Raw genomic sequence first — 13831 nt, 5'->3', positions numbered from 1 at the left:
AACGCCGCCGGGCGCCCTTGCCGTGTGATGCCCCTGCCCCGGTGCCGCTCTGCGGCAAGCGGCCCCCGTCCGAGGTGGCCGACGCGCCCGAGGCCGCCGATCCCGACCCGGCCGTCAGCCGCCCACGCCTCCGGCTCCCGGGCCCCACTTGCCGACCGGCGTCTCGTCCCGGCCGGACGGCATGCGCTCGCGCGCCCCGTCACGGGTGCGGCCCGCGGAGACGGAGCGGCGCGGGTTGCGGCGCAGGTACTCGCCCTCCAGCTGGGCCATGCGCTCGTTGTGGACGCGCAGTGCGTCGTTCGAGCCGTACAGCAGGGTGTCGTGGCGCGTGCGGTGGATCGTCTCCAGCTCCTTCATGAGCTGCTGGTCGTCCAGCCGGCCCGGGTCGACTCCGGTCATCGTGGTGCCCCGCTCGTCGTGTTCGTCCATGCCCTCCGGGTACCCGCCCGATGTGCACAGCACCATCGAACGGCCTCCGGGAGGGAGCCATGGACCTCGCTTTCCTGCACCCACTGTACGAACAAACCGGCCCGTGGGCCTCCGTGTACGTCGACACCTCCCGGCACACGGAGGACACCCCGCACGAGCGCCGTCTGACCGCCGAGGCGATGGCGCGCGAGCTGGCCCGGCAGGGCGCGGACGAGGCCACGTGCCGGGCCGTGCGGGACGGCGTGGAGGAGCTGGGGCACTCCCCCGAACCGCACGGCCGGGCCCTGTTCGCCCGAGCGGGTGAGGTGGTGCTCGACCCCTCGCTGGCCCGCCCGCCGCAGGCCGACCGCGCCGAGTGGGCGCCGCTGCCGCGCGTCGCGCCGCTGCTGGACCTGGCCGGTGAGGACCCGGTGTGCGTGGTGGCCTACGTGGACCGCAAGGGCGCCGACTTCGAACTGCGCAGCGCGCTGGCCCGCGAGCCCGCGGGCACGGTCGCCGGGCGCCAGTGGCCGGTGCACCGCACGGGCTCCGCCGACTGGTCGGAGCGGCACTTCCAGCTCAGGGTGGAGAACACCTGGGAGCACAACGCGGCCGAGATCGCGGACGCGCTGTCCGTGTGCCAGGAGGAGACCAGGGCCGATCTGCTGATCCTGGTCGGCGAGGAGCGCGAGCGGCGCTCGGTGCGCCGGCACATGCCGCAGCGGCTGGCCGACCGGGTGGTGGAGGCCCCGCACGGCACGGGCAGCCGGCTCCTGGACGCCGATGTGGAGGAGGCCCGTGCCCGGCATGTGCGGCAGCGGGCCGAGGCGGCGCTGGAGCGGTTCCTGGCCGCGCGCACGCCGGACGCGGAGGGCCGCGCCGGGGCGGCCGAGGGCGTGCCCGGACTGGTCGAGGCGGCGCGCGAGCACCGTATCGACACGCTGCTGGTCCGGGCCGACGGCCCCGACGCCCATCGCGAGGTGTGGATCGGCGAGGACCCGGACCAGCTGGCGGTGCGCCGCACCGACCTGCGGATCCTCGGCGAGCAGCACTCGTGGCCGGCCCGCGCGGACGACGCCCTGATCCGCTCGGCGGTCGCCACGGCCGCCCCCGCCCTGTCCCTGGCCTCCCTGGAGGCGGCCCGGCGGGACGACGTGCCGGCGGGCGGTCTCGGCGCGCTGCTGCGCTGGACGTGACGGACGGGTGACCGGCGGGCGGGAGCCGGCGCGCTAGCGGGCCCGCTCCACCCGCCGCTCGTCCCACACCGGCTCCGGGGTCTCCCGGACCCGGCCGTCGCTGCCGAAGACCAGGTAGCGGTCGAAGGAGCGGGCGAACCAGCGGTCGTGGGTGACCGCGAGCACCGTTCCGTCGAACGCCTCCAGGCCCTCCTGGAGGGCCTCGGCGGACTCCAGGTCCAGGTTGTCGGTGGGCTCGTCCAGGAGCAGCGCGGTGGCGCCCTCCAGCTCCAGCAGCAGGATCTGGAAGCGGGCCTGCTGGCCGCCGGAGAGCCGCTCGAAGGTCTGCTCGGCCTGGTTCGTCAGCTCGTAGCGGCGCAGCCGGGACATCGCGGCGCCGCGGTCCTGGGCGTGCTCCTTCCAGAGGATGTCCAGGAGGGTGCGGCCCTGGAGCTCGGGGTGCGCGTGGGTCTGCGCGAAGTGTCCGGGCACGACCCGCGCGCCCAGCTTCCACTCCCCCGTGTGCGCCACCTCCTCGCCCGCGAGCAGCCGCAGGAAGTGGGACTTGCCGGAGCCGTTGGAGCCGAGCACGGCGACCCGTTCGCCGTAGAAGACCTCCAGGTCGAAGGGTTTCATCAGGCCGGTCAGTTCGAGCCCTGCGCAGGTGACGGCCCGGACGCCGGTGCGGCCGCCCTTCAGGCGCATGGTGATGTCCTGCTCGCGCGGCGGCTCGGGCGGCGGGCCGGCCTCCTCGAACTTGCGCAGCCGGGTCTGGGCGGCGGCGTAGCGCGAGGCCATCTCATGGCTGACGGCGGCCGCCTGACGGAGGTTCAGCACCAGTTTCTTCAGCTGGGCGTGCTTCTCGTCCCAGCGGCGGCGCAACTCCTCGAAGCGCGCGAAGCGTTCGCGCCGGGCCTCGTGGTACGTGGCGAAGCCGCCGCCGTGCACCCAGGCGTCGGCACCGGCCGGGCCGGGTTCCACGGAGACGATCTTCTCGGCGGCGCGGGCGAGGAGTTCGCGGTCGTGGGAGACGAACAGGACCGTCTTGCGGGTCTCCTTCAGCCGCTCCTCCAGCCAGCGCTTGCCGGGCACGTCGAGGTAGTTGTCCGGCTCGTCGAGCAGCAGCACCTCGTCGGTGCCGCGCAGCAGCGCCTCCAGCACCAGCCGCTTCTGCTCACCGCCGGACAGCGTGCGCACCTGCCGCCACTGCGCCTTCTCGTACGGCATGCCGAGCGCGGCCGTGGTGCACATGTCCCACAGCGTCTCGGCCTCGTACCCGCGCGCCTCCGCCCAGTCGGCGAGGGCCTGGGCGTAGGCCAGCTGGGCGGCCTCGTCGTCGACCGTCATGATGGCGTGCTCGGCGGCGTCGACGGCCTTCGCCGCCTCCCGGATGCGGGGCGGGGCGACCGACACCAGCAGGTCGCGTACGGTCGTCTCGTCCCGTACGGAGCCCACGAACTGGCGCATCACGCCGAGACCGCCGCTGACGGTCACCGTGCCGCCGTGCGGCTTGAGCTCGCCCGAGATCAGCCGGAGCAGGGTCGTCTTGCCGGCCCCGTTGGGCCCGACGAGCGCGACGACGGCCCCTTCGCCCACCCGGAAGGACACATCGCCGAGCAGCGTCCTCCCGTCGGGGAGGTGGTACTCGAGGTGCGCGGCTTCCAGATGTCCCATGGCCAGGCATTCTGCGGGTGACGGACCCGGCCCGGCAAACGGTTATGACGCCGGGACCACGATCCGGCCTCCCCCGAAGACCCGGCTCCCCGAGGCCCGCCCCGGCTCGCCCGGCTCGTCCCAGGCCGCCCCGCCCTCCCCCCGCAGACCCGGCGCCCCCCAGGCCCGCCTCGGCCTACCCAGGCGCCCGGCTTCCCCCAGGCCCGCCCCGGCGTCCCCCAGGAACCCCACTCCTCAGGCCCGCCCCGGCTCCCTCGGCTCGCCCGGCTCGTCCCAGGCCGCCCCCCGAAGACCCGGCTCCCCCAGGCCCGCCCGGCCTCCCCAGGCGCCCGGCTCCTCCAGGCCCGCCCCGGCGTCCCCCAGGAACCCCGCGCCCCAGGCCCGCCCCGGCCTCCCCCGGCTCGTCCCAGGCCGCCCCGCCCTCCCCCCGAAGACCCGGCTCCCCCCAGGCCCGCCCCGGCGTCCCCCAGGACCCCGCTCCCTCAGGCCCACCCCGCCTTCCCCAGGAACCCCACTCCTCAGGCCCGCCCCGGCTCCCCCGGCAGCTGCTCGTCCAGCCGTCGGCCCGCGGGGCCGGGCTCCGTCGCCGGGCCGGCCGTCTCCACCAGGGCGCCGGCCCAGGAGAGGGCCTTCCAGCCGTCGGACGGGGAGCCCTCCAGGACGACCACGCCGGTGTTCTCCAGGCCGTGGGAGGCGGCGAAGGTCTCGTCGATGTTGACGGCACGCACGGCGGTCCACAGCCGGATGACGGCGCCGTGGCTGACCATGGCCACCGTGCCGGCACCGCTCGCCGCGGCCTCGGCGACGACGGCGTCGTAGCGGGCGAGAGCCTCCTCGCCGCTCTCCCCGCCCGGCAGCCGCAGCCGGGTGTCGCCGTTCATCCAGGCGAGCAGGGTGTGCAGATAGCGCAGCCCCTCCCCCGAGTCGCCGGGCAGCATCTCCAGGTCGCCCGCCGCCGCCTCGCGCAGTCCGTCGCGGACCAGCACCTCCAGGCCGCGGGCGGCGGCCAGCGGGGCGGCGGTGCGCCGGGTGCGGGTGAGCGGGGAGGCGTAGACGGCCGTGATGTCCTCGTCGGCGAGCGCCGCCGGCAGCGCCGCCGCCTGCCGCTCGCCCAGCTCGGTCAGGTCCGTCCCCGGGAACGCGGTGTCCAGCAGATAGTCCAGGTTGGCGACCGTCTGACCGTGGCGTATGAGAAGCAGGCGCATCCGGGGTTCCCCTCGCTCGGCGGTACGGCGCGAGGCGGCCGCACGACGGTTCACAGCGTACCCAGGACAAGATGACCGAGGCCCCTGCCTGACGCTTCGTCAGTCCATATGGCAGAACGCGTATCTCATCATTCGGCCAGCGGGCATACGGTGGCGCCAGTCGCTCCGGACACCGACCGGGCGGGGAGACGAGAAGGGGTACAGCCATGCCGCACGCACGGGAGACCGCCGTGTACACGCACGGGCACCACGAGTCCGTCCTGCGTTCCCACACCTGGCGCACCGCGGCCAACTCCGCCGCCTATCTGCTGGGTTCGCTGAAGCCCCACATGAGGATCCTGGACATCGGCTGCGGCCCCGGCACCATCACCGCCGACCTGGCCGCGCTGGTCCCCGACGGGCATGTCACCGGCGTGGACATGGCCCCCGGCATCGTCGACACGGCACGCGCCGCCGCCGCCGAACGCGGGTTGGCCAACACGGACTTCGCCGTCGCCGACGTCCACGCCCTGGACTACCCGGACGACACCTTCTGCGTGGTCCACGCCCACCAGGTGCTCCAGCACGTGGGCGACCCGGTGCAGGCGCTGCGCGAGATGGCACGGGTGACGCGGCCGGGCGGGATCGTCGCCGTACGGGACTCCGACTACGCGGCGATGAGTTGGTACCCGGCCTCGCCGGGCCTGGACGACTGGCTGGACCTGTACCGGCGGGTGGCCCAGGCCAACGGCGGGGAGCCGGACGCGGGCCGGCGGCTGAAGGCATGGGCGCTCCAGGCGGGCCTGACCGACATCACCGCCACGTCGGCGACGTGGACCTTCGCCACGCCCGAGGAGCGCGCCTGGTGGAGCGGGCTGTGGGCGGACCGCACGGTGGCCTCGGCCTACGCCGACCGCGCCACGGCGGGCGGACACGCGAGCGCCGAGGAGCTGCGGGCGGTGTCGCGGGCGTGGCGGGAGTGGGGGGAGCGGGAGGACGGCTGGTTCTGCGTCCTGCACGGAGAGATTCTGTGCCGCAAGGACGGCTGAAATCCGAATTTCTGGAAACTCGATCGGCAGGAGGTTCACATTATGGTTCCCATCCTGCTCGTGCTGCTTCTGGCACTTGTCCTGTTCGGCGCCGGATTCGCCCTGGACGTGTTGTGGTGGATCGCGATCGCGGTTCTGGTCGTGTGGCTGCTGGGTTTCCTGTTGCGCGGCACCACCGCGTCAGGAGGCAGGGGCCGCTGGTACAGGTGGTGACGGAATACCGAGGGCGAGCTCATTCCGGGCAGAACCCGGATGAGCTCGCCCCCGGCGAGAACCCCGTGAGGTGAGCCCGCCCCCGGCGAAAGCCTGGGACGAAGCTCATTCCCGGGGAAGGAGAGGTCCCAGCGGCCCGAGGTCCAGATTCAGGTCCTCGGGCCGCAGGCCGTAGCGCTCGCGCAGCTCCGTCATCCGCTCGTCCAGCAGCATCAGGGTGAGCCCGATCCGCTCCTCCTGCTCCTCGCTCAGACCGCCCGCGTCGACGCGGCGCAGCGCCTGCCGCTCCATGAGCTGCCGCAGCAGCTCGACGACGGTCAGCACGAGCTTGACGAGGTCCCGCTCGACGGTGTCCGGGTCCAGTTCCATCCGGCGTCCGCTCACCGGCCCTCACCCCAGGGTGCGGGGACGTTCTCGCCGACCGCGCTGATCAGGGCGTTCAGATCGATGCGGACCAGGTCCACGTCCGCGATGCGCAGCGTGATGTCCCCCGTGACCACGACCCCGCCGGCCAGCAGCCGGTCGAGCAGGTCCACGAGGGCGACCTCCCGGCGTTCGATGACGGTCACTGTTCCTCCCCCGTGAATCCCATGTCGCCGGTGAACGAATAGGCGGCCCAGGGGCCGGTGAGTTCCACCCGCATTCCGGGCGCCTCGTCCTTCGTACGGTCCACCAGTTCCACGAATTCCTCGGAATGGGCGCGCGTGACGAGATACGCGGCGTTGAGCACATTGCGTCCCTCGGCCCCGGAGAGGGCCGGATTCTGCGGGGCGTGCAGCCGGGAGTCCTCCGCGAAATCCGACAGCGTGCGGTGCAGACCGGTGGCGAATTCCTCGGCCCGCCGCCAGGTCTCCTCGGCGCCGCGCGACTGCTGCCGCCGCTGCCGCAGATAGTCGCGTCCGCTGGCGGGCCGGGCGGCCGGGCGTGCGGGCTCCTCGGCGGGCGGCTCCAGATACACCTTCACGCCCCACTCCACCCGCCCCTCCAGCCGGTCGAGGGTGCGCCGGAACTCCTCCTCGTGCGCCTCGATCATCACGCGGACGCCGCTGTCGTCGCGGAAGACGGTGCCGAGCCGCAACGGCAGCGGGGTGGTGACGGCGGTGAGCGCGTCGATCACGCCCTGGTGGGCGCGGGCGGTCGCGGTGAGCCAGTCCAGGTCCTCCAGGTGCGCGCGCAGCGGCTCCTCGGCGAAGTCCGCCTCCGGCACCGTGCTCACCACCGCGATCAGCCCGTGGTGGGGCACCTGCCGGGGCGGGACGCCCGCCACGCCCGTGAGCTGGGCCTGGAGGGCGGAGGCGAAGGGCCGGCAGACGGCGTAGACATAGCGCAGTCCGGTCATGGGATCTCCTTCTGGGCGTCCGCGGACTCCAGTTGCGCCAACCGCTCGCGCAACTCGGCGTTCTCACGGGCCAGTTCGCTGCGGCGGGCGCCCGAGGACAGCGCCGGGTCGTCCTCCCACCAGTCGATGCCCATCTCCCGGGCCTTGTCGACGGAGGCGACGACGAGCCGCAGCTTGATGGTCAGCAGCTCGATGTCGAGCAGGTTGATCCGGATGTCGCCCGCGATGACGACGCCCTTGTCCAGCACCCGTTCCAGGATGTCGGCGAGGTTGGCGCCGCTGTCCCGTCCGTAGCTCTCGGGCAGTCTGCCGGCCATGCTCATCCGAAGCTCCCTTCGCCGGCGCCGTCCAGCCGGTCGAGGAGTTCGTCCTCCAGCCGGTCGAACTCCTCCTCGTCGATCTCACCCGCCGCCAGCCGTTCCTCCAGCAGCGCGAGCTCGGCCCGGACGGCGGCGGGGTCGTGGTACCGCCGTTCGGCCTCGCGCAGCACCTGGTCGATCACCCAGGCGCTGCCGCGCACCGGCGCGAACGGCAGCAGCAGCACCTCCGAGACGAGCCCCATGAGCTACTCCCCCGTCTCCGCGCCGACCACCTCGGCGCCGGCCGGCCGCGCCGGGCCGGGGTCGACGAAGCTGTACGGCGGCAGCGGGCCGTTGACCCGCACCTCGACGTGCGGCAGCGCGCCGCGGGCCTGCTCGACGGTGTCGAGGAACTTCCCGGCGGCGTCGCGCGGCACCAGGAAGGACAGGTTGGCGAGCCAGCCGGTGGACTCGGGGCCCGCGCTGACCGCCTCGGCGGCGGGCTCCAGGATCCGCCGGAGCTCGGCTGCGCTCTCGGCCTCCAGGGTGCGCACCGCGTCGGCGACCATCTGGCCGAGCCGCAGCTTGTCCTCGTGACTGCCGCCGCCCGCGCGCCGGTTGGCCTCGGTCAGGGCGCGGATCTCGGGGTTGGCGGACAGCACGCGGTGCAGGACGGCCTCCTCGTCGTGGGATGCCTTGACGTTGTACTCGACGCGTCCGTCCAGCGCCCGCAGCCGTTCCCGGTAGTGGTCGGCGCGTTCGGTGAGCACGCCGGTGACGGTGTCGTCGTCCGGGGCGACGCTGCCGAACCGCATGGGCAGCACACAGCCCGTGGACCCGGCCTCCGCCAGTACGGTCTGATGGGCGATCAGGTCGCGGCGCTTGGGCCGCAGCCCCTCGGGCGCCTCGCCGACGACCGCGGCCAGGTCGCCCGCGGGCAGCAGCCGCACCGGGCGGGGCGGGTCGCCGACGCCCTTGAGGCCGTCGGGCAGTGCCGGGTGGGAGCCCGCGACGATGCCGTAGACGTACGTGCTCACTCCTGCTCCTCCTTCCGCCGCGCGGTGGTGGCCTTACGGGTGCGCGACGCGGGCTCCTCCTCGGGGGTGACCTTGTCGCGGACCTGCCGGACGGCGTCGGAGACGGTCTGCGCGGCGCCGGACAGGGCGCCCTTGGCCTTGCCGCGCGCTCCGTCCTCGGTGATCTGGCCGACGACGTCGGGCAGTCCGGGGCTCTTGCGCGGTCCGGACTCCAGGTCGAGGCGGTTGCACGCCTCGGCGAACCTCAGATATGTGTCGACGCTGGCCACGACCACGCGTACGTCGATCTTCAGGATCTCGATACCGACCAGGGAGACGCGCACGAAGGCGTCGATCACAAGTCCCCTGTCAAGAATGAGTTCCAGCACGTCGTAGAGGCCACTGGAGCCTCCCGACCCTCCGGTCTGCTGTGCCGGGACGACGGTCATACCGGTCGTGCCTCCTTGTCCGTGGGGTTGTCCGGGCGGGTGGGCGGCGGCCGGGGGCGGCCCGCCGATCGGGATCGACCGGCGGGACGCCTCCTACCGGCCGCCACCGCGGCGGGTGTCGGACCGTCCGCGTTCGTAGCGGCGGACGCGCCGGTAGCCGGTGAGCTGTCCGTCCGGGTCGAGGTCGACCCGGTAGGTCGCGAGCAGGCTCATCGTGTCGGGGACACGGGCCAGTTCGAGGACCTCGATCTCCAAGGTCCAGCCGTCCTCCGTCGGTTCGAAGGACGACACCGACTCCGGCACGTCGCCGGTGAGTTCGGCGAACTGCTCGCGCGCCCGGCGCAGCACCTCAAGGGGCGCCGGCCGTTCCCGCGCCCCGCCCTTTTCCTGGGGTGTCTTCTCTGTCATGGGCACCTCGGGGGGCGAGTGGCCCGCACGGTACGGCCCAAACCCCGCGGCCGGTGATTCAGCCGCGCAGCGCGTCCAGCCGGCGGCGGGCCGGGCCCAGCGAGCGGGGCCGGTTCAGCAGGTCCTTCCAGGGGTCGGTGCGGGCCTGGTCCACCGCGTCCTCGATGCTCCAGCGGCGGGCGGTGAGGCCGGGGTCGGCCAGCTGGTCCCAGCCGATGGGCGTGGCCACGGGGGCGCCGGGCCGGGCCCGCACGGTGTAGGGCGCGACCGCGGTCTGGGCGTAGGCGTTGCGCTGCACGTCCAGGTAGAGGCGGTCGCCGCGGTCCTTCTTGCGGGCGGCGGTGGTCAGCCGGTCGGGGTGCCGGGCCGCGAGCAGTTCGGCGACGTCCCGCGCGAACTCCCGTACCTCGTCGACATGGTGGCGGCGGGTCAGGGGCACGACGATGTGCAGTCCGCGCGAGCCGGTGGTCATCGGCGCCGACGGCAGCCCCACCTGGTCCAGGACCTCGCCGAGCAGTCCGGCGGTCTCACGGACCTGTTCGAAGTCGTCCTCGGCCGGATCGAGGTCGAACACCATGCGGTCGGGCCGCTCGACGTCGGGCGTGCGCGACAGCCAGCGGTGCAGGGTGAGGCATGCCTGGTCGGTGAGGTGGAGCAGGGTGGCGGTGTCGTCGCAGACGGTGTGGCGGACGGTGCCGCCCTCCTTGGGCACCTCGACGCGGGTGATCCAGTCCGGGTAGTGGTCGGGGGTGTTCTTCTGCATGAAGCGTTCGCCGGCGATGCCGTCGGGGTGGCGTTCCAGCATCAGCGGGCGGCCGCGCAGATGCGGCAGCATGAACGGGGCGACGGCCCGGTGGTAGTCGGCGAGGTCGCCCTTGGTGTACTCCTTGGCGTCCCCGTCACCGGGGAACAGCACCTTGCCGGGCCGCCGCAGCTCCACCGTGCGCCGGCCGGCCCGGATCCTGCGCACCTCATCGCCGCTCACGGCACCACCGCCTGCTCCACCAGCAGCCGTACGCCGGCCGCGATGGACTCGGCGTCGATGCCGGCGGCGTGCAGCTGCTCCTCGGGCGTGGCCGAACCGGGCATCGTCCGCACCCCGAGGCGCACCAGGCGCGGCATGGGCCGCCCGTCGAGGAACGGGTCGAGGACGGCGTCGCCCAGCCCGCCCTCCGGGTGGTGGTCCTCGATCGTGACCAGGCAGCCGGTGTCCTCCGCGGCCTGCCGCAGGGTGAGCCGGTCGACGGGCTTGACCGAGTACAGGTCGATGACGCGCGCCGCGATGCCCTCGCGGTCCAGGGCGTCGGCGGCGGCCAGCGCCTCGTGCACGGTGACTCCGGCGGCCACCAGGGTGACCCGGTCGCGGGCGGAGGAGCGCAGCACCTTGGACCCGCCGACGGGGAACTCCTCGTGGGGCCCGTAGATCACGGGGGTGGCGCCGCGCGAGGTGCGCAGATAGCGGACGCCGTCCAGGCCCGCCATGGTGGCGACGAGGTGGGCGGTCTGGTTGGCGTCGCAGGGGTAGAGCACGGTGGAGCCGTGCACGGCCCGGAACATGGCCAGGTCCTCCAGGCCCATCTGCGAGGGCCCGTCCTGCCCGATGGCGACGCCCGCGTGCGAGCCGACCAGGTTGATCCCGGCGCCGCTGACCGCGGCCATGCGCACGAAGTCGTGGGCGCGCGTGAGGAAGGCGGCGAAGGAGGAGGCGTAGGGGACCCAGCCGCGGGAGGCGAGTCCGACGGCGGCGGCGACCAGCTGCTGCTCGGCGATGTAGCACTCGAAGAACCGGTCCGGGTGCTCCTTGGCGAAGAACTCGGCGCGCGTGGAGTCGCTGACCTCGCCGTCGAGGGCGACGATGTCGCCGCGTGCGGTGCCGAGGGCGGCGAGCGCCTTGCCGTAGGCGTCACGCGTGGGCACCTCCTCGCCCTCGCCCCAGCGCGGCGGCTGGTGGTCCCCGGTGCGTACGGAGTGCAGGACGCGGGTGGCGGGCGGCTCGGCCACCTGGACGCGCAGGTCGGAGGGCCCGCCGAGCTCGGCGACGGCCGCCTCGGCGTCGGGCAGCGGTTTGCCGTGCAGTCCCTCGCGGTCCTGGACGTCCTCGACGCCCTTGCCCTTCAGGGTGCGGGCGAGGATCACGGTGGGCTGGCCGAGGGTGGAGACCGCCTCTCCGTAGGCGCGGTCGATGGCGTCCACGTCATGGCCGTCGATCTGCACGGTGTGCCAGCCGAACGCCTGGAAGCGGCGGGCGTAGGCGTCCAGGTCGTGGCCGTGCCGGGTGGGGCCGCGCTGGCCGAGACGGTTGACGTCGACGATCGCGGTGAGGTTGTCGAGGTGCTCGAAGGCGGCGTGCTCGGCGGCCTCCCACACGGAGCCCTCGGCGAGTTCGCTGTCGCCGCACAGCACCCACACCCGGTAGCCGGTGCGGTCCAGCCGCGCCCCGGCCAGCGCGATCCCGACGCCGACGGGCAGCCCCTGGCCGAGGGATCCGGTGGCCGTCTCCACCCAGGGCAGGCGGCGTGGGGTCGGGTGCCCCTCCAGCCGGCTGCCCTGCTCACGGAAGGTGAGCAGTTCCTCGTCGTCGATCGCCCCGGCCGCCTTGTACGCGGCGTACAGCAGCGGGGAGGCGTGGCCCTTGGACAGCACGAAGCGGTCGTTGGCCGGGTGGGCGGGGCGGTCGAAGTCGTAGCGCAGATGGCCGGCGAGCAGGACGGCCATCAGGTCCGCGGCGGACATCGAGGATGTCGGGTGCCCGCTGCCCGCGGCGGCCGCCGCGCGCACGCTGTCGACCCGCAACTGGCGGGCCAGGTCGGCGAATTCGGGGGAGTTCATCGCTCTCCTTCCTCGGCGTCATGGGATGCGCGGCGCTGGTCGGCGGCCGCGGGGGACGGCGGCCGCTCGCCGTCGTCGCCCTCGATGTCCTCCCTGCGGACCGGGCCGGGTGGTTCGGGGTGCCGGGGGCCCGAGCCGTCGGCGAGCCGGCCGTACCGCGGCCCTCGCCCGGCCGCCGCGCCCTGCGGCCGCCCGGCCACGCGGGCGAGCTCCGGGGAGGCGGTGTCCAGCGGCACGGACCAGGAGCGGACGAGGCCCAACTGCACGGCCTGGCGCGGCAGTACGGTGTCCAGCAGCCAGTCGGCGGCGACCCGGACCCGGTTTCCCGGCATGGCGGTCAGGTGGTAGCCGCGGGTGACCAGACCGGCGAGCGGCCCGGACAGCGGCACGCCGAAGGGGTCGGCGGCGGCCTGCGCCCCGCCGAGGTCGACGGCGAAGCCCAGTTCGCGGTGGCGGTAGGGGACGGAGTCGCCCCAGCCCAGGGACGCGGCCACGTTGCGGCCGCAGACCTTGCCCTGCCGCCAGGCGTGCTGGGCCGTCATCGGGGTGTACTCCCCCGGCTCGTCCAGGTCCGGTACGGCGGCCGCGTCACCGCAGGCGAACACCTCGGGCCGGCCGGGCACGCGGAGCCGGGGGTCGACGAGCAGCCGCCCGCGTTCCAGGGGCAGCCCCAGCGACTCGGCGAGCGGATCGGGCCGTACGCCCACGCACCACACGACGGTACGGGTGGCCACGAACTCGCCGTCGGTGAGCAGGACTCCCTCGGGTGTGGCCTCCTTCACGGAGGTGCCCATCCGCACGTCGACGCCCCTGCGGCGCAGCACCCGCTCGGCGGTGCGGGAGAGCCGTTCGTCGAGTTCGGGCAGGACGCGGTCGGCGACGTCCAGCAGCATCCAGCGGGGCCGCATGCCCGCGCGCAGCGGGTGTCTGCGGACCTGGGAGTCGGTGAAGAGCTGGCCGTGCGCGGCGACCTCGGTGCCGGTGTAGCCGGCGCCGACCACGACGAAGGTGCAGCGGGCCCGGCAGCGGGCGGGGTCCTCGCCGGAGGTGGCGAGCTCCACCTGCCGGGTGACGTGGTCCCGCAGGTACAGGGCCTCGGGCAGCCCGCGGAAGCCGTGCGCGTGCTCGGCGACGCCGGGGATCGGCAGCAGTTTGTTGACGCTGCCCGCGGCGATCACCAGCCGGTCGTACTCCAGGGTCCCGCCGCCGCCCTCGGGGTCGCGGTAGTGCACGGTCCGGGCGTCGAGATCGATGCCGTCGGCCTCGCCGAGGACCAGGCGCACACGGGGCAGGGTGCCGGAGAGGGACACCGTCACCCGGCGTGGCTCCAGGATTCCGGCGGCCACCTGCGGCAGCAGGGGCAGATACAGAAAGTAGTCCGTCGGGTTCAGCAGGGTGATGTCGGCCTGCTGCCGGGACAGCCGGGACAGCGTGCGCGCCGTCCGGTACCCGGCGAACCCGGCACCGACGATCACGATGCGGGGTCGGGTCACGATCTCGCCTCCGGCGTGGCGGACAGTTCTCGTACGAGGTCTTCCGCGTCCCCCTGGGGCGATCGCCCAAACCCCCGCGCCCCGCCGGCCCGGTCCCCCGCGGCCCATCCGCCCGGTCCCCGGCGCCCCGCCCGTCCGGCCCCCGGCGACCCGCCCGCCCGGTCCTGTGCGCCCCGCCCGCCCGGTCCCCGGCGACCCGCCCGTCCGGCCCCCGGCGACCCGCCCGCCCGGTCCTGTGCGGCCCGCCCGCCCGGTCCCCGGCGACCCGCCCGTCCGATCCCCGCGACCCGCCCGC

Annotated in this window: 17 protein-coding genes; 3 read left to right on the top strand and 14 right to left on the bottom strand. The window is 74.3% G+C overall.

What is annotated here, in order from left to right:
* Positions 1–114: 114 nt before the first annotated feature.
* Entirely contained in the window at positions 115–429 is a 315-nt protein-coding gene (locus ACSU6M_RS27895; protein WP_437073276.1) for a DUF6158 family protein, read from the bottom strand.
* A 59-nt stretch (positions 430–488) separates the two neighbouring features.
* Here ACSU6M_RS27895 and ACSU6M_RS27890 point away from each other — a divergent pair, with 59 nt between their 5' ends.
* Positions 489–1604: a Vms1/Ankzf1 family peptidyl-tRNA hydrolase gene (locus tag ACSU6M_RS27890; RefSeq protein ID WP_437073274.1), complete on the top strand. Its 1116-nt coding sequence runs from the start codon at positions 489–491 to the stop codon at positions 1602–1604.
* Between the two features lie 33 nt (positions 1605–1637).
* Here ACSU6M_RS27890 and ACSU6M_RS27885 read toward each other — a convergent pair whose 3' ends face one another.
* On the bottom strand, positions 1638–3257 hold the full coding sequence (locus tag ACSU6M_RS27885) for an ABC-F family ATP-binding cassette domain-containing protein (RefSeq protein ID WP_437073272.1): 1620 nt from the start codon (positions 3255–3257) through the stop codon (positions 1638–1640).
* A 518-nt stretch (positions 3258–3775) separates the two neighbouring features.
* A complete protein-coding gene (locus tag ACSU6M_RS27880) occupies positions 3776–4462 on the bottom strand; it encodes a histidine phosphatase family protein (protein WP_437073270.1) in 687 nt (228 codons plus the stop codon).
* Positions 4463–4668: 206 nt separating this feature from the next.
* On the opposite strand from ACSU6M_RS27880, the gene ACSU6M_RS27875 reads away from it, so the two are divergent.
* Both ACSU6M_RS27875 and ACSU6M_RS27870 read left to right on the top strand, forming a co-directional pair.
* Entirely contained in the window at positions 4669–5490 is an 822-nt protein-coding gene (locus ACSU6M_RS27875; protein WP_437073268.1) for a methyltransferase domain-containing protein, read from the top strand.
* 42 nt (positions 5491–5532) lie between these two features.
* Complete coding sequence (locus ACSU6M_RS27870) at positions 5533–5703, top strand: hydrophobic protein (RefSeq protein ID WP_437073266.1); 171 nt, start codon at positions 5533–5535, stop codon at positions 5701–5703.
* A 105-nt stretch (positions 5704–5808) separates the two neighbouring features.
* On the opposite strand, the gene ACSU6M_RS27865 is transcribed toward ACSU6M_RS27870, so the two are convergent.
* The 11 genes from ACSU6M_RS27865 to ACSU6M_RS27815 form a co-directional block, all read right to left on the bottom strand.
* Entirely contained in the window at positions 5809–6072 is a 264-nt protein-coding gene (locus ACSU6M_RS27865) for a gas vesicle protein K (protein ID WP_437075385.1), read from the bottom strand.
* A gap of 11 nt (positions 6073–6083) precedes the next feature.
* Positions 6084–6272 (bottom strand): gas vesicle protein, encoded by a 189-nt coding sequence (locus ACSU6M_RS27860; protein ID WP_437073265.1) that lies wholly within the window; start codon positions 6270–6272, stop codon positions 6084–6086.
* On the bottom strand, positions 6269–7042 hold the full coding sequence (locus ACSU6M_RS27855; RefSeq protein ID WP_437073264.1) for a GvpL/GvpF family gas vesicle protein: 774 nt from the start codon (positions 7040–7042) through the stop codon (positions 6269–6271). Before ACSU6M_RS27855 ends, ACSU6M_RS27860 begins: the two co-directional genes overlap by 4 nt.
* Positions 7039–7365: a gas vesicle protein gene (locus tag ACSU6M_RS27850; protein ID WP_437073262.1), complete on the bottom strand. Its 327-nt coding sequence runs from the start codon at positions 7363–7365 to the stop codon at positions 7039–7041. Before ACSU6M_RS27850 ends, ACSU6M_RS27855 begins: the two co-directional genes overlap by 4 nt.
* Positions 7362–7604, bottom strand: a complete 243-nt coding sequence (locus tag ACSU6M_RS27845; RefSeq protein WP_437073261.1) for a gas vesicle protein GvpG — start codon at positions 7602–7604, stop codon at positions 7362–7364. Before ACSU6M_RS27845 ends, ACSU6M_RS27850 begins: the two co-directional genes overlap by 4 nt.
* 3 nt (positions 7605–7607) lie before the next feature.
* Entirely contained in the window at positions 7608–8378 is a 771-nt protein-coding gene (locus ACSU6M_RS27840; RefSeq protein ID WP_437073259.1) for a GvpL/GvpF family gas vesicle protein, read from the bottom strand.
* Positions 8375–8806, bottom strand: a complete 432-nt coding sequence (locus ACSU6M_RS27835; protein WP_437073257.1) for a gas vesicle structural protein GvpA — start codon at positions 8804–8806, stop codon at positions 8375–8377. Before ACSU6M_RS27835 ends, ACSU6M_RS27840 begins: the two co-directional genes overlap by 4 nt.
* A gap of 93 nt (positions 8807–8899) precedes the next feature.
* Positions 8900–9214 (bottom strand): gas vesicle protein, encoded by a 315-nt coding sequence (locus tag ACSU6M_RS27830; protein ID WP_437073256.1) that lies wholly within the window; start codon positions 9212–9214, stop codon positions 8900–8902.
* Positions 9215–9272: 58 nt separating this feature from the next.
* Positions 9273–10199 (bottom strand): non-homologous end-joining DNA ligase, encoded by a 927-nt coding sequence (gene ligD / locus ACSU6M_RS27825; protein WP_437073254.1) that lies wholly within the window; start codon positions 10197–10199, stop codon positions 9273–9275.
* Entirely contained in the window at positions 10196–12043 is a 1848-nt protein-coding gene (locus ACSU6M_RS27820; RefSeq protein ID WP_437073253.1) for a transketolase, read from the bottom strand. Before ACSU6M_RS27820 ends, ligD begins: the two co-directional genes overlap by 4 nt.
* Positions 12040–13536 carry an NAD(P)/FAD-dependent oxidoreductase gene (locus tag ACSU6M_RS27815; RefSeq protein ID WP_437073251.1) on the bottom strand — a complete coding sequence of 499 codons (1497 nt, stop codon included), beginning with the start codon at positions 13534–13536 and terminating at the stop codon, positions 12040–12042. The genes ACSU6M_RS27820 and ACSU6M_RS27815 overlap by 4 nt, the downstream gene beginning before the upstream one ends.
* Between the last annotated feature and the right edge of the window lie 295 nt (positions 13537–13831).

The organism is Streptomyces sp. enrichment culture (assembly GCF_964272895.1).
In the GTDB taxonomy this organism is placed as follows: Bacteria; Actinomycetota; Actinomycetes; order Streptomycetales; family Streptomycetaceae; genus Streptomyces.
Note: the sequence above shows the minus strand (reverse complement) of the source record. Positions and strands in the feature narration are given on the sequence as shown.

Bases quoted from the DNA above. Each gene is read 5' to 3' on its own strand.
- ACSU6M_RS27880 (WP_437073270.1), bottom strand. From the start codon at position 4,462: ATGCGCCTGCTTCTCATACGCCACGGTCAGACGGTCGCCAACCTGGAC.
- ACSU6M_RS27895 (WP_437073276.1), bottom strand. From the start codon at position 429: ATGGACGAACACGACGAGCGGGGCACCACGATGACCGGAGTCGACCCG.
- ACSU6M_RS27875 (WP_437073268.1), top strand. From the start codon at position 4,669: ATGCCGCACGCACGGGAGACCGCCGTGTACACGCACGGGCACCACGAG.
- ACSU6M_RS27830 (WP_437073256.1), bottom strand. From the start codon at position 9,214: ATGACAGAGAAGACACCCCAGGAAAAGGGCGGGGCGCGGGAACGGCCG.
- ACSU6M_RS27845 (WP_437073261.1), bottom strand. From the start codon at position 7,604: ATGGGGCTCGTCTCGGAGGTGCTGCTGCTGCCGTTCGCGCCGGTGCGC.
- ACSU6M_RS27885 (WP_437073272.1), bottom strand. From the start codon at position 3,257: ATGGGACATCTGGAAGCCGCGCACCTCGAGTACCACCTCCCCGACGGG.
- ACSU6M_RS27835 (WP_437073257.1), bottom strand. From the start codon at position 8,806: ATGACCGTCGTCCCGGCACAGCAGACCGGAGGGTCGGGAGGCTCCAGT.
- ACSU6M_RS27870 (WP_437073266.1), top strand. From the start codon at position 5,533: ATGGTTCCCATCCTGCTCGTGCTGCTTCTGGCACTTGTCCTGTTCGGC.
- ACSU6M_RS27850 (WP_437073262.1), bottom strand. From the start codon at position 7,365: ATGAGCATGGCCGGCAGACTGCCCGAGAGCTACGGACGGGACAGCGGC.
- ACSU6M_RS27820 (WP_437073253.1), bottom strand. From the start codon at position 12,043: ATGAACTCCCCCGAATTCGCCGACCTGGCCCGCCAGTTGCGGGTCGAC.
- ACSU6M_RS27855 (WP_437073264.1), bottom strand. From the start codon at position 7,042: ATGACCGGACTGCGCTATGTCTACGCCGTCTGCCGGCCCTTCGCCTCC.
- ACSU6M_RS27865 (WP_437075385.1), bottom strand. From the start codon at position 6,072: ATGGAACTGGACCCGGACACCGTCGAGCGGGACCTCGTCAAGCTCGTG.
- ACSU6M_RS27890 (WP_437073274.1), top strand. From the start codon at position 489: ATGGACCTCGCTTTCCTGCACCCACTGTACGAACAAACCGGCCCGTGG.